We start from the raw sequence: 24,236 nt of genomic DNA, 5'->3' as shown, positions 1-24,236 counted from the left end.
CTTTTTTATTCCCAAAGAATAAACGCTATTTTTTCGCGTTGCGCTGAGCGACTTCTTTATCAAGCTCTTCCAGCTTCACTTTCATCGCTTCATGACACTGATTTGAAAGTTCACGTACTGACTTATCTTTGTATTCTTCTACAGATACAGGAGGCAGCATTTCAACAATCACGTGGCCGTTATTCCAACGATTTAAGCGTAGCTTATAGGTTGAACTACAAACGATAGGAATAACAGGAACTTGAGCGCCCATTGCTGCATGGAAAGCGCCGGTTTTAAATGGTAATAAGCCTCGACCACGAGAACGAGTACCTTCAGGGAACATCCACACTGATACATCACTGTTTTTAATGCTATCAACGACTTGGTTGATTGTACCTTTCGCTTTTGTTTTGTTTGCTCGGTCAATCAGAATGTTACCCGTCAACCAGTACAACTGACCAAACAGTGGCATCCACGCTAAGCTTTTCTTACCTACAGTAACCACTTTCGGTGTCACTGCTGCCGACACAGTGAAAAGGTCCCAGTTGTTTTGGTGGTTCGCAATGTAAATCGCCTGTCCACGCTTGTAAGCATCTTCTGGAATACGAAGTTCCAACTTAATGCCAAACACTTTCGACATCGCTGCAAACATGCGACCAAAAGTGAATACATGCTTCGGGTTACGCGGGCTTAACAAGCAGTAACCACATCCGAATACAAACATCACCACCGCAAAGATAGCGACAGCAATGATACGAAATAATGCAATCATCTGTTTTCTCCAAAGGAGCTTTACAACCCTAGTTCAGACAAAAATCAAAACTCAGGTCAAAATAAAAAGCCGAAATCAAGAGACTTCGGCCTATATACCAAATTAAAAATTAACTTGCTGCATGCACGCGCTGAATATTTGCGCCAAGTGCCGAAAGCTTATCTTCAATACGCTCGTAACCACGATCAATATGGTAAATACGGTCAACAATGGTTTCGCCGTGAGCAATGCAGCCAGCAATCACTAAGCTTGCAGACGCGCGTAGATCTGTCGCCATCACTTGTGCACCACTTAATGATTCCACATCACCGCAAATTACTGTATTACCTTCGATTTCCGCTTTCGCACCCATACGCATAAGTTCTGGAACGTGCATAAATCGGTTTTCAAAAATGGTTTCAGTAATCACACCGCCACCTTTTGCCATCATATTAAGCAAGGTGAACTGAGCTTGCATATCGGTTGGGAAACCCGGATGCGGAGCCGTGCGAATAGATACCGCTTTCAACTCACGTTCCGTCATATCCAAGCTGATCCAATCTTCACCAGTTTCGATATCTGCACCTGCTTCTTCAAGCTTAGCGATAACTGCTTCCAGTAATTTGGCGTTGGTTTTGCGACAAACGATTTTGCCTTTAGAAACCGCAGCAGCCACTAGGAAAGTACCGGTTTCAATTCGGTCTGCCACAACCGTATGCTTACCACCACCAAGAGACTCAACGCCTTCGATAGTAATAGTGTCAGTACCTGCGCCCGAAATTTTCGCACCAAGTTGGTTTAAGAACTTAGCGGTATCGACGATTTCTGGCTCACGCGCTGCGTTATCTAGAATAGTTTTACCTTCAGCTAATGTAGCTGCACACATGATAGTGATCGTTGCACCAACACTCACTTTGTCCATCACAATGTGCGCACCTTTAAGGCGACCATCAACGCTGGCTTTTACATAACCGTCTTCTAAAACAATCGTTGCACCTAACTGCTCTAGACCGTGAATATGAAGATCCACAGGACGAGCACCGATAGCACAACCGCCAGGTAGCGATACCTGACCTTCACCAAAACGAGCAACCAGTGGACCTAAAGCCCAAATAGAAGCGCGCATTGTTTTTACTAAATCGTATGGAGCACAGAATTGATTTATCTGGCTAGGATCAACGTGAACTGAACCATTACGTTCTACCTTTGCACCTAAGCGCTTAAGCAATTCCATTGTGGTATCAATATCACGCAGGTGAGGAACATTGCCCACCTCTACTGGCTCAGTTGCCAGAATAGACGCAAATAAAATTGGTAGTGCTGCGTTTTTAGCACCAGAAATGGTCACTTCACCTTGTAGCGGCTTGTCTGACCCAATTACTCGAAACTTATCCATTCACTAACCTTAAAGTGACATCAATTTTTTATCGCGAGCCCACTCTGCAGGCGTGAACGCTTTAATAGAAACGGCATGAACATCGTTGCGCTTAATATATTCCATTAATGGGCCGTATATTAGCTGTTGTTTCTTCACACGGCTCATTGATTCAAAGCATTCATCCACAGCGATAACTTCGTAGTGGCTACCTTCACCTTTACAATGGATCTCTTGAAGGTTGAGTGCTTGATCTAAGATTTCTTTAAGTTGTGTGCTATCCACAATTCACCCCGTTGGAAATTTGTATATGTTGAGACATCAACTCTTCAATATTGCTCAACTGAATTAGTGTGCGCAGCTCTTCTGGCACAAAGCTGAGCATTATATGGCAATTTCGTTTTTTTGCATGCTCTATTAGGTGAATCAACATCACCATACCAGCAGAATCAATACGTTCAACGTTCTGTAAAGAGACTTCAAACTGTTCTGTTTCCGGCTGCCATTGCTGCAACGTTTGCCACAAGAGCGGCACCTTATCACGATCCAGCGCTCCGGTCAGCTTCGCTATCGCGGAATTAACCATCTGCCATTGCGGATGCGTCATTGGGTTTTGCTCTCAAATCGAATCGGTTGTTTCGACAAATCCTGCAATTCTTTTGCAACAGCCAAAATGCCTTCTTGGCGAATTTTGCCATTCCATTCAGATTGTTTACTCGTCAGGAAACTGATGCCTTCGGCTATCATGTCGAACGCTTTCCAATCACCGGATTTTTCTTTGCGTAACTTAAATTCCAGCTTAATGTTTGGACGAGGTGAATCAATGATGTCCACCTTAATGCTCGAAATTCGGCGGTCATCTTCAAGCAAAGGCTCTGGACCAAACTCGATTTCTTGGTTGGTGTACTGAGTCAAAACTTGCGCGTAGTTTGTTACTAAATAAGCACGGAATGCTGAAACAAACTCACCCACATCTTCTCTTTTTGCACCTTTCAAATTTGAGCCAAGCAGTTTTAGTGCCGCATATTGATCATTGACGTAAGGCATTAGCTCTTCTTCAACGATCACTTTTAAGTAATCTGGGTTTTCTTGAATTTTGGGTTGCTCTGCTTTCAAACGCTTAAATGATCGCTCTGCAACTTGCTTCATCATTTTGTACGGGTCAGTGCGGTCAATTTCTTGTGCGTTCACTGTCCATGAAAAAAGCAATACCAACAATATGGTGACATAACGTTTCAACATGGTTTACTCCTTACTAGCCTTACTTTCTGAACCGCCCACGCTATACAGCACCTGACCAATCAAATCTTCTAAAATGAGTGCTGATTTCGTATCTTCAATGAGATCGCCATCTTTCAGCATCTCTTCATCTTCAAACACAAAGCCAGGAATAAGGCTGATGTACTGTTCACCGATCAATCCAGCAGTTAAAATGTGTAAGCTCGAATTGTCAGGAAACTGATTGTATTGGCTATCAATAGCCATAGTTACAACCGGAAGTAAGCTATTCTTGTTCAAAACGATGGATGAGACTCGTCCCACCACGACCCCACCAACTTTGACTGGTGCTCGGACTTTTAAGCTACCAATGTTGTCAAACTCTGCTCGGAGTGAGTAAGTATCGTTTGTTCCCAACCCTTTCACGTCAGCGACTTGAAAAATCATTACCAGAATTGCGCAAATCCCCGCTAGCACAAAACTGCCTACCCAAAATTCTAGTTTACGTGTCTGTTGCATGATTAGTTCCCAAACATCAATGCAGTCAATACAAAGTCTAGCCCCAACACAGCTAGAGACGAATGCACAACAGTTCTTGTCGTTGCTCGACTGATCCCTTCCGAAGTTGGAACCGCGTCATAACCATTAAACAGTGAGATCCAAGTGACAGTGATGGCAAACACCACGCATTTAATCAAACTGTTACCAATATCTTCACCCAGTTCCACCGATGCCTGCATCGTGGACCAGAAGCTACCGTGATCGATGCCTTTCCAGTCAACACCAACCAACTGACCGCCCCATATGCCTACGGCCATAAAAATCATGGCGAGTAGCGGCATAGAAATCAAACCAGCCCATAATCTTGGCGCAATAACGCGCTTTAGAGGATCTACGGCCATCATTTCCAAGCTGGAAATTTGTTCTGTGGCTTTCATCAATCCGATTTCAGCCGTTAGCGCTGAGCCCGCTCGACCAGCAAATAAAAGTGCGGTCACCACTGGCCCAAGCTCACGTAATAATGAAAGAGCGACCATTTGCCCTAAGCTGGTTTCGGCCCCGTAATCAACAAGGATCACGTAGCCTTGCAGACTCAGAACCATGCCAATAAACAACCCTGATACGATAATGATCGCTAAAGATTGGACACCAATGCTGTAGAGCTGTTTAACGAGAAGAGGAAAATTTTTGATGGGATGAGGAGGCCCAAACAGCGCCCCAGAAACCATTAAGCTTGCTCGGCCAAATGATTCACAAATGGCAAAAAAGCGACGCCCTAATAGGCTAACCCGTTGTAATAAATCAGCCAACATGGAAAAGATCCTTTTCGATTGGTTGAACAGGATAACGAAACGGCACAGGGCCATCCGCTTCACCTTTTAAGAATTGTTGAACGCGAGGATCTTCAGTCTTATACAAATCTTGTGGTGTACCTTGAGCGATCACTTTACCTTCCGCCAATAAGTACACCCAGTCAGCAATGCTCATGACTTCCGGCACATCATGGGAAACCACAACAGAAGTGACACCGAGTGCTTGGTTTAAGTTTCGAATCAATTCAACCAATACACCCATAGTGATAGGGTCCTGACCAACAAAAGGTTCGTCATACATGATAAGTTCAGGATCGAGAGCAATCGCGCGAGCCAGTGCTGCTCGTCTTGCCATACCACCGGAAAGTTCACTAGGCATCAAATAAGCGGCGCCACGGAGTCCTACCGCTTCAAGCTTTAAAAGTACTAAAGTGCGGATCAAAGACTCATCAAGGTCAGTGTGTTCTCGGATAGGAAAAGCAACGTTGTCGAATACGTTGAGATCTGTAAACAGAGCACCAGACTGAAAAAGCATGCTCATTTTTTTGCGCGCTTTATATAACTTGTTTCGACTTAACGCTGGAATATTACTGCCATCAAACCAGATCTCCCCTGTTTCAGGATACAGCTGACCACCAATAAGTCGTAAAAGCGTCGTTTTACCAATTCCAGATGGTCCCATGATGGCGGTAATTTTACCTTTAGGGACACGAAGGCTGATGTCATCAAAAATGATTCGGTTAGATCGGGAAAAGGTTAGATTATTTATAGTGACTAAGTCAGTGTCAGACATACTGGCTATTCGCTGCTGTAAGATTCTCATCCATGTGATAGGCCATAATAAGCATATTCATCCCAAATTAAAAGCACTGTTCAATTGCAGCCACATTGAAACTAAAATCTGACTTTAGTTCCAGTTTTATCGGTCAATTTATTGATAAAAGGCCCATCTTTACGTTTTACATCAAGCGTAGGCGCATTTTTTCATTACCTCTACATTTGTATACAAATTTGCCCAAGACTAAAAACAATAAATTGGAACTTCGACTTCCCTTTTCCCTATCAAAGCGTCAAAATCGGCGGTTAAACATTTTAGTCGCTGATTAAGTATAGGAATCACCATGATCGAAGCTGTTGCGTTTCTAATTGTAGGTCTCATTATTTTAGTTTGGAGTGCCGATAAACTTGTCTTCGGTTCTGCAGCTTTAGCACGCAACTTCGGAATCTCACCACTTGTTATCGGTATGACAATTCTGGCCATGGGCTCTTCTGCTCCTGAAATGATGGTTTCAGCAACAGCAGCACTCGATGGCAAAACAGATACCGCCGTGGGCAACGTACTGGGTTCCAATATTGCGAACATCGCCCTTATTTTAGGTATTACAGCATTGATTAAACCACTTGCTATCAGTTCTCCAGTGCTTCGCAGAGAGTTCCCTCTGATGATCGCTGTGACTCTGTTAGCGGGTGTGATTATGTGGAATAACCACCTAGGCTTCTATGAAGGCGTATTGCTGTTCGCTCTGTTCGGGGTATTTATCCTCGCAATGCTAAAAATCAGCCGCAACGAACAGACAAATGACGATCTTCTATTAAAAGAGCAAGAGTCGGAAATACCAGATGGCGTAAGCAATTCTAAAGCAGCCATTTGGATCGCGGTTGGTTTGATTCTGCTCCCAGTCTCTGCTGGTTTGCTTGTCGACAATGCCGTCATTATCGCTAAGTATTTCGGAATGAGCGATCTTGTGATCGGTTTGACGATTATCGCAGTCGGTACCAGTCTTCCTGAACTTGCCGCTTCTGTTGCTGGTGTTCTAAAAGGTGAAGATGACATGGCGGTTGGTAATATTGTCGGTTCAAACGTATTTAATATCTTAGCCGTGATGGGTATTCCGGGTATTTTGAACCCTTCGATCCTGAGTGAACACGCGATGGGACGAGACTTTTGGGTCATGCTTGGCGTCTCTCTTCTGCTAGTGGTGATGGCGTTGGGTAAATCGCGCAGCATAAATCGCATTGAAGGTGCGATTCTGTGCATCACCTTTTTGGCGTACCAAACTTATCTATTTATGAATATGGCAGCGTAATTGGAGCGTAATATGTCTAATAACTTTGACTACCGCAGTGTTGCTCAGCAAGTGCTGACAACGGAAATCGAAGCATTACAGCAGCTAGACCAATATATCAATGACGACTTTGTCCACGCCTGTGAAATGATGCTGGATAACAAAAATGGCAAAGTTGTAGTTATGGGTATTGGTAAATCGGGCCATATTGGTAAAAAAATAGCGGCGACACTGGCCAGTACTGGCACTTCAGCATTTTTTGTTCATCCCGGGGAAGCGTCTCACGGCGATTTGGGTATGATCGAACACGGTGACATCGTTTTAGCAATATCGAACTCAGGAGAATCAGCTGAAATTCTCTCTCTATTTCCAGTATTGAAACGATTAAACAATCGCATTATCAGTATGACTGGCAACCCTCAGTCAAACATGGCAAAACTGTCCGATATCCATTTACAAATTACGGTTCCGAAAGAGGCTTGCCCTCTTGGTCTAGCTCCGACATCCAGTACCACAGCAACCTTGGTAATGGGTGATGCATTAGCTGTCGCATTATTGCAGGCTCGTGGATTTACTGCGGAAGACTTTGCGCTTTCTCACCCGGGTGGTGCCTTAGGCCGTAAACTGCTAATGAAACTCGCCGACATCATGCATTTCGGTGAAGCTCTGCCAAAAGTAAAACCAACAGCATTGGTCAGAGAAGCACTGTTAGAAATTAGCCAGAAAGGCTTAGGAATGACAGCGGTAACCGATGAAGACGATCATCTGATCGGCATTTTTACTGATGGCGATTTACGTCGAATTCTTGATAAACGCATTGATATCCATACCGCAACCATCAGTGAAGTAATGACGAAGAACCCGACTGTGGCTTCACCAAACTTGCTGGCTGTTGAAGGTCTAAACCTGATGCAGGAAAAGCGCATTAACGGCTTAATGCTGGTGGAAGATGGTAAAGTGGTGGGCGCATTAAACATGCATGACTTGCTTAAAGCAGGGGTGATGTAATGGCTCAGACTGTCGAAACGCTTTATGGCGAGGTTGACACTTCTATTCTTGCTATCGCAAAAGAGATAAAACTGCTAATTTGCGATGTTGATGGTGTGTTTTCCGATGGCTTAGTCTACATGGGCAATGACGGCGAAGAACTGAAGACATTCCACACCCGTGATGGCTATGGCGTAAAATCACTGATGAATGCGGGAATTGAAGTCGCCATCATCACTGGTCGCCAATCAAAAATCGTTGAAAACCGCATGAATGCGCTTGGTATAAAACTTATTTACCAAGGCCAAGACGATAAAGTGAAAGCGTACAACGATATTTGCCAAAAATTAGCCATAGAACCGCAACATACAGGCTATATTGGTGATGACTTAATCGATTGGCCAGTAATGGAAAAAGTAGCGCTTAAAGTCTGTGTTGCAGACGGGCATCCGCTGCTTGCCAAACGCGCTAACTATGTAACAACAATTAACGGTGGACGTGGCGCAGTACGTGAAGTGTGTGATTTGATTCTACAAGCACGTAACGAGTTGGACGTTCATAAAGGCTTAAGTATATGAGTTTGTCTCGTATTCTTTATACGATACTTCTGTTTGTCGCTTCATGGTCAGCTTATTACCTGTTCGACAAAGAACAAACGGCTGACATCCAAGTAGCTCCTAATTTGGAACTACCGATGTTTAGCGGAATCAATTTAGATAACGTCTCTTACAACGAGAGTGGCGTAAGAAGTTATGTGATCACATCGACACATTTGGATCACTATGCCAAGAGTGGCAATACCATTTTTGATACTCCGATATTAAAAATCTATCGAGAAGGAAGCAATCAAGAGTGGGAGATCACAGCAAAGCGCGGTATTTTAGCTAAAGATAACGTCTTAACGCTGTATGATGACGTTATCGTGAAGAATTTACTCGATGATTCTGGTTTTGATAAGCTCACGACAACAAGAATGAGCATTCATCTCAAGAACCGTGATTTTTGGGCTGATAATCCAGTAGATTTGAACGGTCCGCAATTTGAAACAAATGGACAGGCGATGAAAGGTAACTTTGGTGACCATTCGGCTGTTCTTTATAACCATGTACAAGGTAGATATGAAACTCTCACACCTTAGTCTTATTGCTTGCTTACTGACTTCTGGTCAGGCTCTTGCTCTATCAACCGATAGCCAGCAACCTGTGTACATTGACTCTGACAGCCAACAGTTAGATATGAAAAGTAACCGAGTTACTTTCCTTGGCGATGTAAAGCTGAAGCAGGGCAGCATTAATATCAACGCTGATAAGTTGATCGTCATTCGTAATGCAAAAACCGGACAAATTGAAGAAATAGAAGGCTATGGTGATGTAGCTACTTTTTCTCAACTGACTGACGATGGAAAAACACTGTACGGTGAAGCAAAAGAGCTGTATTACAAAATGGCTGCCGATGAGTTGACCATGGTAGATAAAGCCTTACTGTCTCAAGATGACAGTGAAATTCGTGGTAACAAAATTCGCTACCAAATTTCATCGCAAAAACTTATTGCTGACGGCAATGGCGGTGGCCGAGTATCCACTGTTCTTCAGCCACAAGCAGCACCAAAAGAATAACTATGGCGATCCTAAAAGCAGAACATTTAGCGAAAAGCTACAAAAAAAGAAAAGTCGTCTCTGACGTAAGCCTAAAAGTAGAATCAGGCCAGATTGTTGGATTACTAGGGCCAAACGGCGCAGGAAAAACCACCTCTTTCTACATGATTGTAGGCTTGGTAGCTCGTGACGAAGGTACCATCAGTATTGATGATAAAGACATCAGTATTTTACCAATGCATAGCCGTTCTCGTATGGGGATTGGTTATTTGCCACAAGAAGCGTCCATCTTCCGCAAACTTTCAGTGGAAGATAACATCATGGCCGTACTGCAAACACGTGAAGAATTAAGCCGAGAAGAACGTCAAGACAAGCTTGAAGATCTGCTCGACGAATTCCACATTCAGCATATCCGAAGCAGTGCAGGTATGGCATTGTCTGGTGGTGAGCGTCGTCGTGTTGAAATTGCCCGTGCTTTGGCTGCGAATCCGCAATTTATTTTGCTGGATGAACCCTTCGCCGGTGTTGACCCTATTTCCGTTATCGACATTAAAAAAATCATTGAACACTTAAGAGATCGTGGACTGGGAGTCCTGATCACTGACCACAACGTACGGGAAACTCTGGACGTATGTGAAAAGGCTTATATTGTAAGTCAAGGGCAGCTCATCGCTGAAGGAACGCCGCAGGAAGTGCTGAACAACGAACAAGTTAAGCAGGTATATCTCGGTGAACAATTCCGTCTATGATTAATATCATGGGCAATTCTAACAACAAGGTAGTCGTTACTGAATGAAACCCTCATTACAGCTTAAGTTAGGCCAACAGTTAGCTATGACACCACAGTTGCAGCAAGCCATTCGCTTATTGCAACTGTCAACACTCGATCTGCAACAAGAGATCCAAGAGGCGTTGGATTCAAATCCCCTATTGGATGTTGAAGAACCAGGAGATGAGCTGTCATCGGTTGAAAGCTTGACGAACAGTCATGAGGAAAAAGATAACAGTGCCGATATCTTAGAGATTGAACCTCAAGATAGTTCTGAACTGATTGAAAAATCCGAAATCAGCGCAGAATTGGAAATCGACACTACGTGGGATGACGTATACAGCGCGAATACAGGTAGCACAGGTATCGCATTAGATGATGATATGCCTGTGTACCAAGGTGAAACGACACAAACACTGCAAGACTATCTTTTGTGGCAACTTGACCTTACCCCTTTTAGCGAAAACGATCACTCAATTGCTCTCGCGTTAATCGATGCCATTGACGACTACGGTTATCTCACCGTTTCTTTAGAAGATATCCAAGAGAACTTCCACAGCGAAGAAATTGAACTAGACGAAATTGAAGCAGTACGAAAGCGTATTCAACAGTTTGATCCACTCGGCGTTGCTTCTCTAAACCTCCAAGATTGCCTACTCTTACAATTGGCAACCTACCCTAAAGATACTCCTTGGTTAGACAGTGCTAAACAAATATTGGCTAATCATATCGATCAACTTGGTAATCGCGATTACAAACTCATATTGAAAGAGACTAAACTCAAAGAAGAGGACTTACGCGAAGTGCTTCAACTGATTCAACAGTTGGATCCACGACCAGGTAGCCGCATTGCCACTGAGCACGCAGAGTACGTAATTCCAGACGTTTCAGTGTACAAAGAGCATGGCAAATGGATTGTCACCATCAATCCAGACAGCGTTCCAAAATTGAAAGTGAACCAGCAGTACGCAAACCTTGGACGCGGTAACAGTGCAGACAGCAACTATATCCGCACCAATTTGCAAGAGGCAAAATGGTTAATCAAAAGCTTAGAAAGTCGAAACGAGACTTTGCTCAAAGTTGCCAAATGCATAGTTGAACACCAGCGTGATTTCTTTGAATATGGCGAAGAAGCCATGAAGCCGATGGTCCTAAATGACGTCGCTTTAGCCGTGGAAATGCATGAATCAACCATTTCTCGTGTTACGACACAGAAATACATGCATACCCCACGAGGTATATTTGAACTGAAGTACTTTTTCTCTAGTCACGTCAGCACTGACAATGGTGGAGAATGTTCATCTACCGCGATTCGTGCACTGATCAAAAAACTGGTTGCTGCGGAAACCCCAGCAAAACCGTTGAGTGACAGTAAGATCGCGGCTCTACTTGCTGATCAGGGGATTCAGGTCGCAAGACGAACGATTGCGAAATACCGTGAATCTTTGGGAATAGCCCCCTCTAGTCAGCGTAAACGCCTGCTTTAAGGCCAAACAGAGAAGGAAAGTCTATGCAAATCAATATCCAAGGCCATCACATTGATCTTACCGATTCAATGCAAGACTATGTTCACTCCAAATTCGAAAAACTAGAACGCTTTTTTGATCATATAAACAGCATTCAAGTGATTTTACGTGTTGAAAAATTGCACCAGATCGCCGAAGCTACGCTCCACGTAAATCAAGGGGAAATCCACGCCACTGCGGACAACGAAAATATGTACGCAGCGATAGATGGCCTGGTGGATAAACTCGTTAGACAACTCAACAAGCATAAAGAAAAGCTAAGTAGCCATTAATCATGCAATTAAGCGAAGTACTTTCATTGAGCTGCACAAAAAGTGCAGTTCAATGCTCTAGTAAAAAAAGAGCCCTAGAAATCATCAGCGAAATCGCTGCAGAATACACCGGACAAAATGCAACTGAACTATTCGAATGCATGCTCAGCCGTGAAAAGATGGGCAGTACCGGTATTGGTAATGGCATAGCTATTCCACATGCCCGAATGGCATCAAGTGATAACGCTGTTGCGGTATTACTTCAATGTGAAGAACCTATCGAATTTGATTCTATCGATAATCGTCCTGTTGACCTTCTATTTGCACTACTTGTTCCTGAAGAACAATGCAAAGAGCATTTGAAAACCCTTTCCTGCATGGCGGAGCGCTTGAACGACAAACAAACGTTAAAGCAGCTTCGCAACGCTCAAAGCGACGAAGAGCTGTACAACATAATGGTTCAGCCACCAATGGTTCAATAACCACCCTAAGGTATGCCTTATGCGTTTAATCGTTGTTAGTGGTCAATCCGGCGCAGGCAAAAGCGTTGCGCTGAGAGTTCTGGAAGATTTGGGTTATTACTGCGTTGATAACCTGCCTGTGGTGCTGTTGGACTCATTTATCCAATCGGTCAAAGGCAGTAAACAAAACGTTGCCGTCAGTATCGACATTCGTAACCTGCCAAAAGAACCAACACTGGTTGAAGATATCCTTCAGCAACTCAAGCAAAACAACGATGTGAGCGTATTGTTTCTTGATGCAAGCAAAGAGACGTTACTCAAACGCTATAGCGAAACTCGCCGTATCCATCCCCTTTCACTCAGTGACAAGAAGCCAACATTAGAACAAGCCATTGAGCTTGAAAAACGCTTGTTGGAGCCTCTGAAAGAACAAGCAGATTTACTGTTAGACAGCACAGGTAAATCGCTGCACGATCTGAGTGAAACGGTCAGAATGCGTATCGAAGGCCGAGGTCGTAAAGACCTAGTGATGGTGTTTGAGTCTTTTGGCTTTAAATACGGCTTACCGAGTGATGCCGATTACGTGTTCGACGTTCGCTTTTTACCGAACCCTCATTGGCAGCCTGAGCTTCGCCCGTTGACAGGGTTAGATGCTCCGATTAAATCTTTTTTAGAGAGCCATAAAGAAGTGATTGAACTAAAACAGCAGATTCAGCACTTCTTTGAGTATTGGCTTCCACTGTTAGAGAAAAATAACCGCAGTTACCTAACCATTGCCATTGGTTGTACTGGCGGTAAACACCGCTCCGTTTATTTGACGCAACAACTGGGAGAATACTTCTCACTGTTGGGTCATCAAGTACAAATTCGCCATACTTCACTGGAAAAAAATCACTCATAGAGGATGCCCTATGCCGCAATCTAGCCGTACTGTTCTTATCCAGAATCGCCTTGGTTTACACGCACGAGCGGCAGTCAAGCTAGTAGAGTTGGCGCAGTCCTTTGATGCAATTCTGACCATTCAAAGCCAAGAAGGTAAAGAAGCGACAGCAGACAGCGTCATGGGTCTACTAATGCTCGAATCGGCTCAAGGGCAGAACGTAACCATTTCAGCCGAAGGTTCACAAGCAGAACAAGCCCTCGATGCCGTTTGCCATCTAATTGAAGATAAATTCGACGAAGACGAATAACACGCCACAATGAATGTTATCTGCACAAGTGCAGGAGTATTCAGTCAAGACACCGATAAGTGAATGCAATTCATGATCGCGATGAATAGAATTACCCCATCGAATGTCATCGTTAAGTTATGGAGAGACAAATAATTAATCTTTGCCAACAAGTTACTATTAAATAAGGCATAGAATTAAGTTACTATGCTGCGCATTGTAAGTATTCATTCACGAGGAGGAAGCCATGGCCGAGCAAATCGAGTTTGACCAAGCACATAACACCCTCCAAGAAATCACAGAAGCATTAGAAAATGGTCGCTTCGTCCATGTCCGTAGACAACTACAAGACATGGAGCCAGAAGACATTGCACATCTACTTGAAGCCTCGCCTCGCAAAGCACGTAACGTACTGTGGCAACTGACCGATCCTGAAGATTACGGTGAAATTCTTGATGAACTAAACGAAGACGTCAAAGATGCCCTCGTATCGAAAATGGCGCCTGAGAAACTGGCAGAAGCAACCGAAGGCATGGACACTGATGATGTTGCCTATGTTCTTCGTAGCTTACCTGACGATCTCTCTCGCGAAGTTCTCGATCAGATGGACTCCGCTGACCGTCTGCGTGTAGAAACGGCGCTGTCCTATCCTGAAGATACCGCTGGCGGCTTGATGAACACCGACGTTATCACCATCCGTGGTGATGTTGATGTCGATGTTGTATTACGTTACCTGAGAATGAAAGGTGAACTTCCAGAAGCCACCGATGCTCTTTATGTTATCGACGCGGAAAGCCGTCTGATTGGTCATCTATCGTTAACAGCGCTGATCACCGCTCAGGTGGATGTTTCTGTCAGCGACATCATGGAAGACGCAGACGAAGCAATTAAAGTCGATACCAAAGACTCAGACGTTGCTAGCCTGTTCGAACGTCGTAACTGGATCTCAGCACCTGTAGTTGATGAAAACCAGCATCTTGTTGGCCGTATCACTATCGATGACGTGGTTGACGTTATCCGTGAAGATGCAGAACACTCGATGATGAGTATGGCCGGTATGGATGATGACGAAGATACCTTCGCTCCTGTTGTTCAATCCGCTCGTAAACGCAGTATATGGCTTGGTGCGAACGTGTTAGCGGCATTAGCGGCCGCTTCTGTATCAAACATGTTTGAAGCCACTCTGGACCAAATGGCGGCGATTGCCGTGTTGATGACCATTGTGCCCTCAATGGGCGGTGTAGCTGGTAACCAGACAGTCGCACTGGTCATTCGAGGCTTAGCTTTAGGTCATATCGGTGACAGTAACAAACGCGAGTTGTTACTCAAAGAAGCCTCTATCGGATTTCTAAACGGTATCCTTTGGGCTCTGATCATTGGTGCTATTGTCGTTGCTTGGAAAGGTGAATGGATGTTGGGTGGCATTATCTCAGCAGCTATGATGACCAATCTCTTCGTGGCAGGTGTCGCAGGTGTAATGATTCCAGTCATACTGAAGAAAATGAACATCGACCCCGCACTGGCTGGCGGTATGGCACTGACTACCATTACCGATGTGGTTGGCTTATCGGTATTTTTAGGTTTAGCTACCCTTTTTATCTGAAAAACAAGCATAAAAAAAGCGCTGAAATTTCATCAGCGCTTTTTTGTTCTCGCAATTTACTCGCCTGCGACTTTCATCGACTCCAGCAAAATAGAACCCGTCTGGATTTGCGAACGCGTTTCTACATCGCTACCGACAGCCACAATCTGATTGAACATATCTTTCAGATTGCCAGCGATGGTGATTTCCGATACCGGATACTGAATCACTCCGTTTTCAACCCAAAAACCCGCCGCACCGCGAGAATAGTCACCAGTGACAACATTCACGCCTTGCCCCATGACTTCTGTCACTAGCAGACCGGTACCAAGCTCTTTCAGCATTTGCTCGAAATTCTGCCCTGTCGATTTCACAAAGCAGTTGTGAATGCCACCAGCATGCCCTGTTGGTGTCATACCCATTTTTCTCGCCGCATAGCTGGTAAGAAGATAAGTTGAAAGCACACCGTCAGTAATGATTTCAGTATCAACGGTTCTCACCCCTTCACTGTCAAACGGACTCGACGCAAGGCCTCGCAGAATATGAGGGCGTTCTGAAACGTTAAACCAGCTAGGAAGAATTTGTTTACCTAAGTGATCAAGTAAGAATGATGACTTACGGTATAGATTGCCGCCGCTGATGGCCATCACTAAGTGGCCAAGCAGTCCCGTAGCCACATCGGCTGCAAACATCACAGGGAACTTACCTGTTTTCAATTTCTGCGCATCTAGTCGGCTTACGGTTTTCTCAGCTGCGTCTTTACCCACGACTTCTGGAGACCACAAATCATCGCAATGACGAGCTACGGTGTAGCTGTAATCGCGTTCCATCTCACCATTTTTGCCTTCACCAATCACACAGCAACTAATACTGTGACGACTGGACGCATAACTACCCAGCAGGCCGTGACTGTTTCCGTACACTTTAACGCCGTAATGGCTGTCATAACTTGCACCATCACTTTGTTTGATTCTGTCGCTAACATTCAGTGCGGCTTGCTCAGCGGCTATTGCAATCTTAGCTGCGCTGTCTGGATCAATCGCATTGGGGTAAAACAGATCTAAATCCGGGATCTCTTTTACCATCAGCTCTTTAGGCGCTGGTCCAGCGAATGGATCTTCCGACGTGTATTTCGCGATATCTAACGCTGCCATTACCGTCTGCTGAATCGCTTTTTCACTTAAGTCAGAAGTTGAGGCGCTGCCTTTACGTTGCCCACGATATACAGTGATACCTAAAGCACCATCACTATTAAATTCAACATTCTCTACTTCGCACATGCGAGTAGAAACACTTAAACCAGTGCTCTTGGTAATGGCAACTTCAGCTGCATCTGCACTGGCTGATGCCATCTCTAGCGCTTTCGCAACTGCGGCTTCAAGTTCGGTACGCTGCATAGCGACTTGCTGTTTTACATCCATATCTCATCCAACTATTGAGCTTTCGAAATAATTACTTAGCTATAGAGTAACAAGAATTTCGCTTTCTCCCCACGATTCTTGCTAAAATAGCTGACATATACACCTCAATAGTTGAAGAAAATGGCACGTAAAAACCAAAAAGCTCCTTGGGAAGAAGAAGAGGAGATCATTTGGGTTAGTAAAACCGAAATGAAAAATGACATGACTGCGCTGCAAAAGCTCGGTGAAGAACTGGTTGGTTTGAAATCATCACAGTTATCAAAAATACCGATGCCTGAAGATTTGCTACTGGCAATCAAAGATGCGCAACGTTTCAACATGGAAGCTAGACGTCGTCAACTGCAATACATCGGTAAAATGATGCGTACTATCGATCCTGAGCCAATCCAAGCGGCGCTGGACAAATTACGCAACAAACACTCACAAAATACGGCGGTATTACACAAGCTTGAACAGATGCGTGACCGTATCGTTGAGCAAGGTGATGATGCTATTAACGACGCAATGGTTTTATATCCAGAAATGGATCGCCAACGCTTACGTCAACTTGCTCGCCAAGCGAAGAAAGAGAAAGAAGCGAATAAGCCACCAAAAGCGTCTCGTGAAATCTTCCAAGTATTGAAAGAACATAACGACGCATCAATTTTGTAACGCGATTTCTTGCATTAAAAAAGCCTCACCAATGTGAGGCTTTTTATTATTCTCCGGCTCTGACGAAGTCACTGAGCAATGGATGCGAATGCGAAGATGACAACGCATCAACCTCATCAAACACTTGCACCTGTCCCTCAGCCAGAAATGCAAAATGTGAAGCTATCGCTTTCGCATCACTCAGATGGTGAGTCACCATCACCACGGTAATATTGCGCTCTGTTGCTAAGCGTTTGACTAAGCTGAGCATCTCCTCTCGTAGCAGAGGATCCAACGCTGAAAACGGTTCATCAAGCAACCAAATGGGATGCGACTGAACAAAACATCGAGCGAGAGCCACTCTCTGACGCTGACCACCTGAAAGACTTTGAGGCAGACGATTCATGAACTCCTCTACCCCTACCTGTTTTGCCGCAATATCAACTTGTTCTTTTTGCTGCGCGGTTAACTTCAGGCTTGGATTCAAACCCAACGCGATGTTTTCTCGTACAGTCAAATGGGCAAACAAGTTGTGCTCTTGGAACAACATTGAGAATGGGCGCTGATAGGGTTCTTTACCCAGAAGTGACTCGCCTGCAACACTCACGTTTCCACTGTCCGGCTCAATGAATCCAGCCACCAAACTGAGCAAAGTCGATTTGCCTGCACCACTTGGTCCCATCAAAGAAACAATCATGCCTTGAGTGATATTCAAACAAAACTCAAACCACTCATTTTGATATTCATAGCGTACGTTTTCTAAAACTAACATTCACGACCTCTGGAAGAATGAGCAATAAAGAGTTTTTCGATCACAACAAAACAGCCGACACTCATAAGTAACAAGGTGAGTGATACCACCGCAGCAGACTCCATTTGGTAACTGCCGAGTAGCTGGAATAAATACAGTGGCAGAGTTCGGAAATCTTGGCTGCCAAATAAAGCTATCGCGCTGAGATCACCCATAGAGAGCAAGAAGCTGATTGCAAACGCATGCGCCATCGGCTTACTCAACGCTTTTCCTTCAATTAATCTGATTCGATGCCAGCCGCGAATACCCAACGACGCACAAAGAAACTGATACTGTTGCTCAATATGCAGCATAGGCTGAGCCAGTGTTTTCAACACATAAGGTAAAGCCATCAGAGCATTAACGGCCACTACAACCCAAAATGCAAAACTGAACGCATCGGTAAAACTGCGCAGCAACAAAAACAACCCTGTACTGACGACTAATCCCGGAGTAACAAGAATGATGGTTCCGGTTAGTTCAAGCGTGGTCGCTTTTGCTGTTTGATATCGGATACGCCAAAAACGAGTAGTCATCAGAATAGCAATGCCCGCAACCAAAGCGAATGAAGACGCAAGAGCCGCCACCTGTATGGATGCAGAAAACGCATTCCAGAACAGGCTATCCGATAACACTGAGAGAGCCTGCCAGTTAATACCACTTAACACCACCATCAATAGCGGCGGTACCACAAGCACAATAACGAACAGAATCCAGAACCCGTCCCAACAACGTGCCTTGGTTGAATCTCTACTAACCACGGTGTGCGTTGCCACATTACCCGCGGTTACGGCTACCGGCTTGGCGAGTTTCTGAATCGACAAATACAAAACGCTGCAAAGAATGATCTGCCATAACGCCAATAGAGCACCAGCTTGCAGGTCGAAATCAAACTTAATCGCTTGGTAGATAGCAAGCTCTATGGTGGTTGACTTAGGTCCTCCTCCCAGTGCCATTACGGTGGCAAAACTGGTGAAGCACAACATAAACACTAATCCACAAACATGAGGTAATTGCTGACGAATTCGTGGCCACTCCACCCAACGAAACTTATGCCAGTGGCTCATCCCCAAATGCGCGCACAACTTATGCTGCTCATCAGGAATGGATTCTAATGCTTGCAGTAACAAACGACTGGCGTAGGGAAGGTTAAAGAAAAAATGTGCCAGTAAAATGCCGTTCAATCCGTAGATAGAAAAAGGCAGGTTCAGTTCAAACCAACTCAGTACTTCCGCCAGCAATCCACTGTTGCCGTATATTGCCAACAGGCCAAACACACCCACCAGCACCGGAAGCACCAGTGTTGTGGCAAACAGTTTGATCAGCAGGCTTCTCCCCCAGAATCGCCGTCTGTATAACGCATGGGCGACCGGAACCGCGAAGCCGACACTGAGCAACATCGATAGGCTGGCTTGATAAAAGCTAAACTGAGTGACGTGGCGATAATACGGATCCTGCCAGACCTGAGCGAAGTTCAGGCTAGGTGCGTGAAGAAGTAACGCGCACAATGCAGAAATGACAAAGGTCGCGACCAGTATCGCGACCCCAATGCCTATTTTAGGTACAGAGTTCAAACTCACTTAAACCTTAGACGTTAAAAAGTTAAGGCGTTTTGCCATTCACGAACCCAAGCTTTACGCTCTTTTGCCACTTCGTCTGCGGTGAAAGTTAACGATTTTTGCGGTACTGAAAGTGAATCAAACCCTTCTGGTAGTTCCGTGTTTGTCACCGGATACATCCAGTTGCCTGTTGGAATCACAGACTGAAAATCATTGCTAAGAATAAAGCTCATAAACTCATCAGCGAGTTTTTGATGCTGGCTGGTTTTCACCTTCGCAGCAACTTCAACTTGCATATAATGGCCTTCAGAGAAATCAGCTGTTGCAAAGCGAGCGTCATTTTCAGCAATCAGGTGGTATGCAGGAGAAGTAGTGTAGGAAAGAACTAAGTCCGACTCGCCTTTCAAGAACATAGAATAAGACTCAGACCAACCTTTAGTCACAGTCACCGTTTTCTTCGCTAAGCTCTTCCATGCTTCTGTGGCGTTGTCGCCATAAACAGACTTAATCCAAAGCAACAGGCCTTGACCCGGTGTCGAAGTACGTGGGTCTTGATAAATCACTTTCAGATCATCACGGCTTTCAACCAGTTCTTTTAGGCTTTTCGGTGGATTGGCCAATTTTTCTTTGTTGTAAACAAAAGCAAAGTAGCCATAGTCGTAAGGAACGAAAGTGTCATCGCTCCAGCCGTTCGGCACTTGAAGAGACTGTGTATCAACAGAGTGTGGTGCCAACAAACCGGTTTGCTTCGCTTCTACCATAAGGTTGTTGTCTAAACCTAATACGATGTCTGCTTTGGTTTTATCGCCCTCTAGACGCAGGCGGTTCAAGATAGACACACCGTCATCCAGAGCGACAAAATTCAAATCACAGCCACATTGAGCTTCAAATGCTTTCTCAATAGCAGGACCAGGCCCCCACTCAGCAGCAAATGAGTCATAGGTATAGACAGTTAGAGTGTTATCGGCAGCGAAAGCTGTACTAGATGATGTTGCAATAAACGATAAAGTTGCCAAAGCAATGGCAGAAAATTTGGTGTTCAAGGCTCGCTCTCCTCAGAGCTGACAGGCTTGAGGGAGGACAGGAATAATCGGATGTTTGATTATCACATTCCCAACTCAATTCCTACGCCAGCATTATCTGGTTCAGGTAAATACCACTATTAAAATAATAATGGACTGCGGGTCCCAAGCTCAGCTTGATCTCAGCGCCATTCATCTGGTGAATGGTTAGCCCCCCGTGAGTAAAGTGGATTGTAAATGTAAATGAAAATAGATGCTACTTATACGTTACTTGCGCGAATCATAGCCCCAGCGTGGCACTAAAGTTTGCTCAATGCCCAGATGATCCAATATACGAGCGACCATAAAATCAACCAGATCATCAATCGATTTAGGCTGATGATAGAAACCCGGAGCAGCAGGCATAATCGTGACGCCCATTTGCGAAAGCTTATGCATGTTCTCCAGATGCAACGTCGAAAATGGCGTTTCTCGCACCACCAGCAGAAGCTGACCACGCTCTTTCATCACCACGTCCGCAGCACGCTCAATAAGATTGTCCGACATGCCATGAGCAATAGCGGCCACACTACCTGTAGAGCAAGGACAAACGATCATCTGTTTTGGTGCCGCAGAGCCTGACGCGACAGGAGAGAACCAATCTTCCTTACCACAAACGATCAACTTCTCAGCATCGCACTGAAGATGTTCGACTAGTGCCGCTTTCGCTGCATCAGGACCACTTGGCAGTTTCAGATCGTGCTCTGTCGCCAACACCACGCGTGCCGCAGACGAAATCAACAGATACACGGTGTAATCCGCAGCGAGTAGACATTGCAACAGACGCAGCCCGTACGGAGCACCTGATGCCCCTGTCCACGCTAAGGTAATCGCTTTGCTTTGATTCATATCGTTCTCATATTCTACTGTTTAGCTTTGAGTGCTGTGAGTAACTTATCGTGAATACCGTTAAAACCACCGTTACTCATCACCAGAATCTGATCGCCGGCTTGTGCTTCAGAACAGATCATTGCAACGAATTCATCAATATTATCGCTGACCTGAGCCGGTTGTGCACACTGCTCAGCCACATCCTGAACAGACCAAGGGATCGTTGCTGGCTGGAACAAGTAAACCGAATCTGCCGCGTGAAGTGACTGAGCCAAGGTTTCTTTATGTACACCCAGCTTCATTGTCGCTGAACGAGGTTCCAATACCGCGATGATTTTCTTGTCACCCACTTTATTGCGCAGACCATCTAAAGTCAGTTCAATCGCCGTTGGATGATGAGCAAAATCGTCATACACAGTCACCCCCGCAGCTTCGCCTTTGAGCTCTAGGCGGCGTTTGGTGTTGATAAAAGACCCTAAGGCTTCACAAGCCAGATCAGGCGTGACTCCCACATGACGTGCCGCTGCTACAGCCATCAGAGCATTGCTGACGTTATGATCACCCACTAAATCCCACTTAACCGTTCCAACACGTGTATTTTTAAACAGAATATGGAATTGAGAACCATCTTTAGTGATTTTTTCTGCTTGCCAGTCAGCATTATCACCACTGAACTCAGTTTCACTCCAACAACCACGCTGTAAAACATCTTGTAATGCTTCATCTTGCATTGGTGCGAAGATACGACCGTTGCCCGGCACAGTTCTGACTAAATGATGGAATTGACGCTTGATCGCTTCAAGATTATCGAAGATATCTGCATGATCAAACTCCAGATTATTCATCACCAATGTTCTAGGATGGTAATGAACAAACTTAGAACGCTTGTCGAAAAAAGCACTGTCATATTCATCAGCTTCCACTACAAAAAACATGCTTTCGCCCAAACGCGCTGAAATTCCGAAATTACCCAGTACTCCGCCAACCAAAAAACCCGGTTGGTAGCCACAGTGCTCAAGCACCCATGTCAGCATACTGGACGTGGTCGTTTTACCGTGTGTTCCTGAAACAGCCAGTATCCAACGATCATGCAAAAGAAACTCTTGTAACCACTGCGGTCCTGAAACATAACGTAAATTGTTGTTCAGCACATATTCAACACATGGATTACCACGACTCATCGCGTTACCAATCACCACCAAGTCAGGCTTCGGCTCAAACTGGGTAGTGTCAAAACCTTCAATTATTTCGATCCCTTGCGACTCGAGCATGGTGCTCATTGGCGGATAAACATTGGCATCGCTACCGGTAACTTTGTGACCCAACTGACGCGCCAACATCGCAACGCCCCCCATGAATGTGCCACAAATTCCTAAGATATGAATATGCATAGAGCTTAATCTCTTCACGCTTTACTGTATTGGCTCCCATTATCCTCATTCGCATCGTAAAAGCGAGCATCGAAGATCAGAGCAATGTAATTTGTAATAAGTCGACATAAAAAATGAGATATCAAACAGTTAGTTCAGTACCCGTAAAAAGATAAAAGACCTAAACTCTTTGCGGGCGCGCGTGTCAAAAAAGTTCCAACAGAGAACACCTCACAGCCCCACTAAAAATCCCCCCGAAAATATAGTGTTAAGGAAATAACATGTCTGAGATGCGCACCCTTGGTGAGTTCATTGTTGAGAAACAACACGACTTCCCCCATGCAAGTGGTGAACTATCGTCCCTACTGGCTTCTATTCGTCTTGCCGCGAAGATTGTAAACCGTGAAATCAACAAGGCTGGCCTTGCTGATATCACAGGTGCATCTGGTCAGGATAATGTGCAAGGTGAAGAGCAGCAAAAACTGGATGTTTATGCCAACGACAAATTTAAAGCCGCGCTTGAAGCGCGTGACCAAGTTTGTGGCGTAGCCAGTGAAGAGGAAGATGAAGCTGTAGCCTTTAATAAAGACCTCAACAAAAATGCGAAATACGTTGTCTTGATGGATCCGCTTGATGGCTCGTCAAACATTGATGTGAACGTGTCAGTTGGCACAATTTTCTCCATTTATCGTCGTATTTCTCCGGTCGGCGCTCCACCGACAGCAGAAGACTTCTTACAACCGGGCCACAAACAAGTTGCCGCAGGGTATGTGATTTACGGCTCTTCGACCATGTTGGTTTACACCACAGGTAACGGTGTCAATGGCTTTACCTATGATCCTTCGATTGGTTCTTTCTGTTTATCGCATGAAAATATGCGTATTCCAGAAAGCGGTAAGATTTACTCGATTAACGAAGGTAACTACATCCGCTTCCCGACTGGCGTGAAGAAATACATCAAATTCTGCCAAGAGAATGTGCCTGAAGATAATCGTCCTTATACATCACGTTATATCGGCTCTTTGGTTGCTGACTTCCACCGCAATCTGCTCAAAGGCGGCATCTACATGTACCCGAGCACAGAGAGCCATCCAAATGGAAAATTACGCCTGCTGTACGAGTGCAACCCAATGGCATTTTTGATGGAACAGGCTGGCGGTATTGCCTCTGATGGTAAGAATCGTATTCTGGATATCAAACCAACCGAACTGCACCAACGTGTGCCTTTCTTTGTTGGTAGCCCAACCATGGTCGACAAAGTCGAAGAGTTCTTAGAGAACTACCCAGACTAAGAACTATCCTGATGAATAGTAATGACTGACTGACGAGAAAGCGCCTTACAGAGGCGCTTTTTTTATCTCTCTTTCATCAATCAATTACGCATTTTTTGACCTACAATTGCATCAATTAGACTTAGGTTTGCTTGGGGATCGACTCATTTACGGGTAAACTCTAGCCTTTGCTATGTAGCGGCCCTTTGATGCCCATACATAACATGTATAACAATAAGTCTTGATTCTTGAAGTCCG

28 protein-coding genes are annotated in these 24,236 nt (G+C 44.8%); 14 read left to right on the top strand and 14 right to left on the bottom strand.

Annotated elements, in window-relative coordinates; genetic code table 11:
- Positions 1 to 25: 25 nt before the first annotated feature.
- From L3V23_RS14835 to mlaF, 8 genes are all read right to left on the bottom strand, one after another.
- Positions 26 to 754 (bottom strand): 1-acylglycerol-3-phosphate O-acyltransferase, encoded by a 729-nt coding sequence (locus L3V23_RS14835; protein ID WP_102962908.1) that lies wholly within the window; start codon positions 752 to 754, stop codon positions 26 to 28.
- A gap of 109 nt (positions 755 to 863) precedes the next feature.
- Positions 864 to 2,129 (bottom strand): UDP-N-acetylglucosamine 1-carboxyvinyltransferase, encoded by a 1,266-nt coding sequence (gene murA, locus L3V23_RS14830; protein ID WP_042485368.1) that lies wholly within the window; start codon positions 2,127 to 2,129, stop codon positions 864 to 866.
- Between the two features lie 9 nt (positions 2,130 to 2,138).
- Complete coding sequence (ibaG, locus tag L3V23_RS14825; protein ID WP_042485365.1) at positions 2,139 to 2,393, bottom strand: BolA family iron metabolism protein IbaG; 255 nt, start codon at positions 2,391 to 2,393, stop codon at positions 2,139 to 2,141.
- Positions 2,386 to 2,715, bottom strand: a complete 330-nt coding sequence (locus L3V23_RS14820) for a lipid asymmetry maintenance protein MlaB (RefSeq protein WP_102962906.1) — start codon at positions 2,713 to 2,715, stop codon at positions 2,386 to 2,388. The genes ibaG and L3V23_RS14820 overlap by 8 nt, the downstream gene beginning before the upstream one ends.
- On the bottom strand, positions 2,712 to 3,350 hold the full coding sequence (gene mlaC / locus L3V23_RS14815; protein ID WP_102962905.1) for a phospholipid-binding protein MlaC: 639 nt from the start codon (positions 3,348 to 3,350) through the stop codon (positions 2,712 to 2,714). Before mlaC ends, L3V23_RS14820 begins: the two co-directional genes overlap by 4 nt.
- Positions 3,351 to 3,353: 3 nt before the next feature.
- Entirely contained in the window at positions 3,354 to 3,845 is a 492-nt protein-coding gene (mlaD, locus tag L3V23_RS14810) for an outer membrane lipid asymmetry maintenance protein MlaD (RefSeq protein ID WP_042485358.1), read from the bottom strand.
- Between the two features lie 2 nt (positions 3,846 to 3,847).
- Complete coding sequence (mlaE, locus tag L3V23_RS14805; protein ID WP_042485357.1) at positions 3,848 to 4,639, bottom strand: lipid asymmetry maintenance ABC transporter permease subunit MlaE; 792 nt, start codon at positions 4,637 to 4,639, stop codon at positions 3,848 to 3,850.
- The gene (mlaF, locus tag L3V23_RS14800; RefSeq protein ID WP_042485354.1) at positions 4,629 to 5,432 is read right to left on the bottom strand and encodes a phospholipid ABC transporter ATP-binding protein MlaF; all 804 of its coding nucleotides are present in this window, start codon (positions 5,430 to 5,432) and stop codon (positions 4,629 to 4,631) included. The genes mlaE and mlaF overlap by 11 nt, the downstream gene beginning before the upstream one ends.
- Positions 5,433 to 5,760: 328 nt before the next feature.
- On the opposite strand from mlaF, the gene L3V23_RS14795 reads away from it, so the two are divergent.
- The 12 genes from L3V23_RS14795 to mgtE all read left to right on the top strand — a co-directional run bounded on the left by L3V23_RS14795 (position 5,761) and on the right by mgtE (position 15,066).
- On the top strand, positions 5,761 to 6,726 hold the full coding sequence (locus L3V23_RS14795) for a calcium/sodium antiporter (RefSeq protein WP_102954019.1): 966 nt from the start codon (positions 5,761 to 5,763) through the stop codon (positions 6,724 to 6,726).
- 12 nt (positions 6,727 to 6,738) lie between these two features.
- On the top strand, positions 6,739 to 7,713 hold the full coding sequence (locus tag L3V23_RS14790; RefSeq protein ID WP_102962902.1) for a KpsF/GutQ family sugar-phosphate isomerase: 975 nt from the start codon (positions 6,739 to 6,741) through the stop codon (positions 7,711 to 7,713).
- A complete protein-coding gene (gene kdsC, locus L3V23_RS14785; protein ID WP_102954017.1) occupies positions 7,713 to 8,270 on the top strand; it encodes a 3-deoxy-manno-octulosonate-8-phosphatase KdsC in 558 nt (185 codons plus the stop codon). The genes L3V23_RS14790 and kdsC overlap by 1 nt, the downstream gene beginning before the upstream one ends.
- The gene (gene lptC, locus L3V23_RS14780; protein WP_042485343.1) at positions 8,267 to 8,830 is read left to right on the top strand and encodes an LPS export ABC transporter periplasmic protein LptC; all 564 of its coding nucleotides are present in this window, start codon (positions 8,267 to 8,269) and stop codon (positions 8,828 to 8,830) included. Before kdsC ends, lptC begins: the two co-directional genes overlap by 4 nt.
- A complete protein-coding gene (gene lptA, locus L3V23_RS14775) occupies positions 8,811 to 9,308 on the top strand; it encodes a lipopolysaccharide transport periplasmic protein LptA (RefSeq protein WP_102941123.1) in 498 nt (165 codons plus the stop codon). Before lptC ends, lptA begins: the two co-directional genes overlap by 20 nt.
- Before the next feature lie 2 nt (positions 9,309 to 9,310).
- Positions 9,311 to 10,036: an LPS export ABC transporter ATP-binding protein gene (gene lptB, locus L3V23_RS14770; RefSeq protein WP_042485337.1), complete on the top strand. Its 726-nt coding sequence runs from the start codon at positions 9,311 to 9,313 to the stop codon at positions 10,034 to 10,036.
- A 43-nt stretch (positions 10,037 to 10,079) separates the two neighbouring features.
- Positions 10,080 to 11,543, top strand: a complete 1,464-nt coding sequence (locus L3V23_RS14765) for an RNA polymerase factor sigma-54 (protein ID WP_042485335.1) — start codon at positions 10,080 to 10,082, stop codon at positions 11,541 to 11,543.
- Positions 11,544 to 11,566: 23 nt separating this feature from the next.
- Positions 11,567 to 11,854 (top strand): ribosome hibernation promoting factor, encoded by a 288-nt coding sequence (hpf, locus tag L3V23_RS14760; protein ID WP_042485332.1) that lies wholly within the window; start codon positions 11,567 to 11,569, stop codon positions 11,852 to 11,854.
- 2 nt (positions 11,855 to 11,856) lie between these two features.
- A complete protein-coding gene (gene ptsN / locus L3V23_RS14755; protein ID WP_042485329.1) occupies positions 11,857 to 12,315 on the top strand; it encodes a PTS IIA-like nitrogen regulatory protein PtsN in 459 nt (152 codons plus the stop codon).
- Positions 12,316 to 12,334: 19 nt separating this feature from the next.
- Positions 12,335 to 13,195 (top strand): RNase adapter RapZ, encoded by an 861-nt coding sequence (gene rapZ / locus L3V23_RS14750; RefSeq protein WP_102954016.1) that lies wholly within the window; start codon positions 12,335 to 12,337, stop codon positions 13,193 to 13,195.
- 10 nt (positions 13,196 to 13,205) lie between these two features.
- On the top strand, positions 13,206 to 13,484 hold the full coding sequence (locus tag L3V23_RS14745; RefSeq protein WP_042485320.1) for an HPr family phosphocarrier protein: 279 nt from the start codon (positions 13,206 to 13,208) through the stop codon (positions 13,482 to 13,484).
- 226 nt (positions 13,485 to 13,710) lie between these two features.
- Positions 13,711 to 15,066, top strand: a complete 1,356-nt coding sequence (gene mgtE / locus L3V23_RS14740; RefSeq protein ID WP_102966279.1) for a magnesium transporter — start codon at positions 13,711 to 13,713, stop codon at positions 15,064 to 15,066.
- A gap of 56 nt (positions 15,067 to 15,122) precedes the next feature.
- On the opposite strand, the gene pmbA is transcribed toward mgtE, so the two are convergent.
- Complete coding sequence (gene pmbA / locus L3V23_RS14735) at positions 15,123 to 16,466, bottom strand: metalloprotease PmbA (RefSeq protein WP_102966280.1); 1,344 nt, start codon at positions 16,464 to 16,466, stop codon at positions 15,123 to 15,125.
- A 120-nt stretch (positions 16,467 to 16,586) separates the two neighbouring features.
- On the opposite strand from pmbA, the gene yjgA reads away from it, so the two are divergent.
- Positions 16,587 to 17,117 carry a ribosome biogenesis factor YjgA gene (gene yjgA, locus L3V23_RS14730; protein WP_042485309.1) on the top strand — a complete coding sequence of 177 codons (531 nt, stop codon included), beginning with the start codon at positions 16,587 to 16,589 and terminating at the stop codon, positions 17,115 to 17,117.
- 46 nt (positions 17,118 to 17,163) lie between these two features.
- Here yjgA and thiQ read toward each other — a convergent pair whose 3' ends face one another.
- From thiQ to mpl, 5 genes are all read right to left on the bottom strand, one after another.
- A complete protein-coding gene (gene thiQ / locus L3V23_RS14725; RefSeq protein ID WP_102966281.1) occupies positions 17,164 to 17,868 on the bottom strand; it encodes a thiamine ABC transporter ATP-binding protein in 705 nt (234 codons plus the stop codon).
- Positions 17,862 to 19,460, bottom strand: coding sequence for a thiamine/thiamine pyrophosphate ABC transporter permease ThiP (gene thiP / locus L3V23_RS14720; protein WP_102966363.1), 1,599 nt, complete (start codon positions 19,458 to 19,460; stop codon positions 17,862 to 17,864). Before thiP ends, thiQ begins: the two co-directional genes overlap by 7 nt.
- Before the next feature lie 20 nt (positions 19,461 to 19,480).
- The gene (thiB, locus tag L3V23_RS14715; protein ID WP_237292449.1) at positions 19,481 to 20,467 is read right to left on the bottom strand and encodes a thiamine ABC transporter substrate binding subunit; all 987 of its coding nucleotides are present in this window, start codon (positions 20,465 to 20,467) and stop codon (positions 19,481 to 19,483) included.
- 267 nt (positions 20,468 to 20,734) lie between these two features.
- Positions 20,735 to 21,355, bottom strand: a complete 621-nt coding sequence (locus L3V23_RS14710; RefSeq protein ID WP_102966283.1) for a flavin prenyltransferase UbiX — start codon at positions 21,353 to 21,355, stop codon at positions 20,735 to 20,737.
- A 14-nt stretch (positions 21,356 to 21,369) separates the two neighbouring features.
- On the bottom strand, positions 21,370 to 22,728 hold the full coding sequence (gene mpl, locus L3V23_RS14705; protein ID WP_102966284.1) for a UDP-N-acetylmuramate:L-alanyl-gamma-D-glutamyl-meso-diaminopimelate ligase: 1,359 nt from the start codon (positions 22,726 to 22,728) through the stop codon (positions 21,370 to 21,372).
- Positions 22,729 to 22,988: 260 nt separating this feature from the next.
- Between mpl and fbp the strand changes: the two genes are divergently transcribed.
- On the top strand, positions 22,989 to 23,999 hold the full coding sequence (gene fbp / locus L3V23_RS14700) for a class 1 fructose-bisphosphatase (RefSeq protein WP_042485297.1): 1,011 nt from the start codon (positions 22,989 to 22,991) through the stop codon (positions 23,997 to 23,999).
- Positions 24,000 to 24,236: the final 237 nt, after the last annotated feature.

Origin of the sequence: Vibrio sp. A1-b2 (assembly GCF_021726015.1) — a bacterium.
In the GTDB taxonomy this organism is placed as follows: Bacteria; Pseudomonadota; Gammaproteobacteria; order Enterobacterales; family Vibrionaceae; genus Vibrio; species Vibrio diazotrophicus.
The sequence above is the reverse complement of the archived record's forward strand: the minus strand, read 5'-3'. Positions and strand labels throughout refer to the sequence as shown.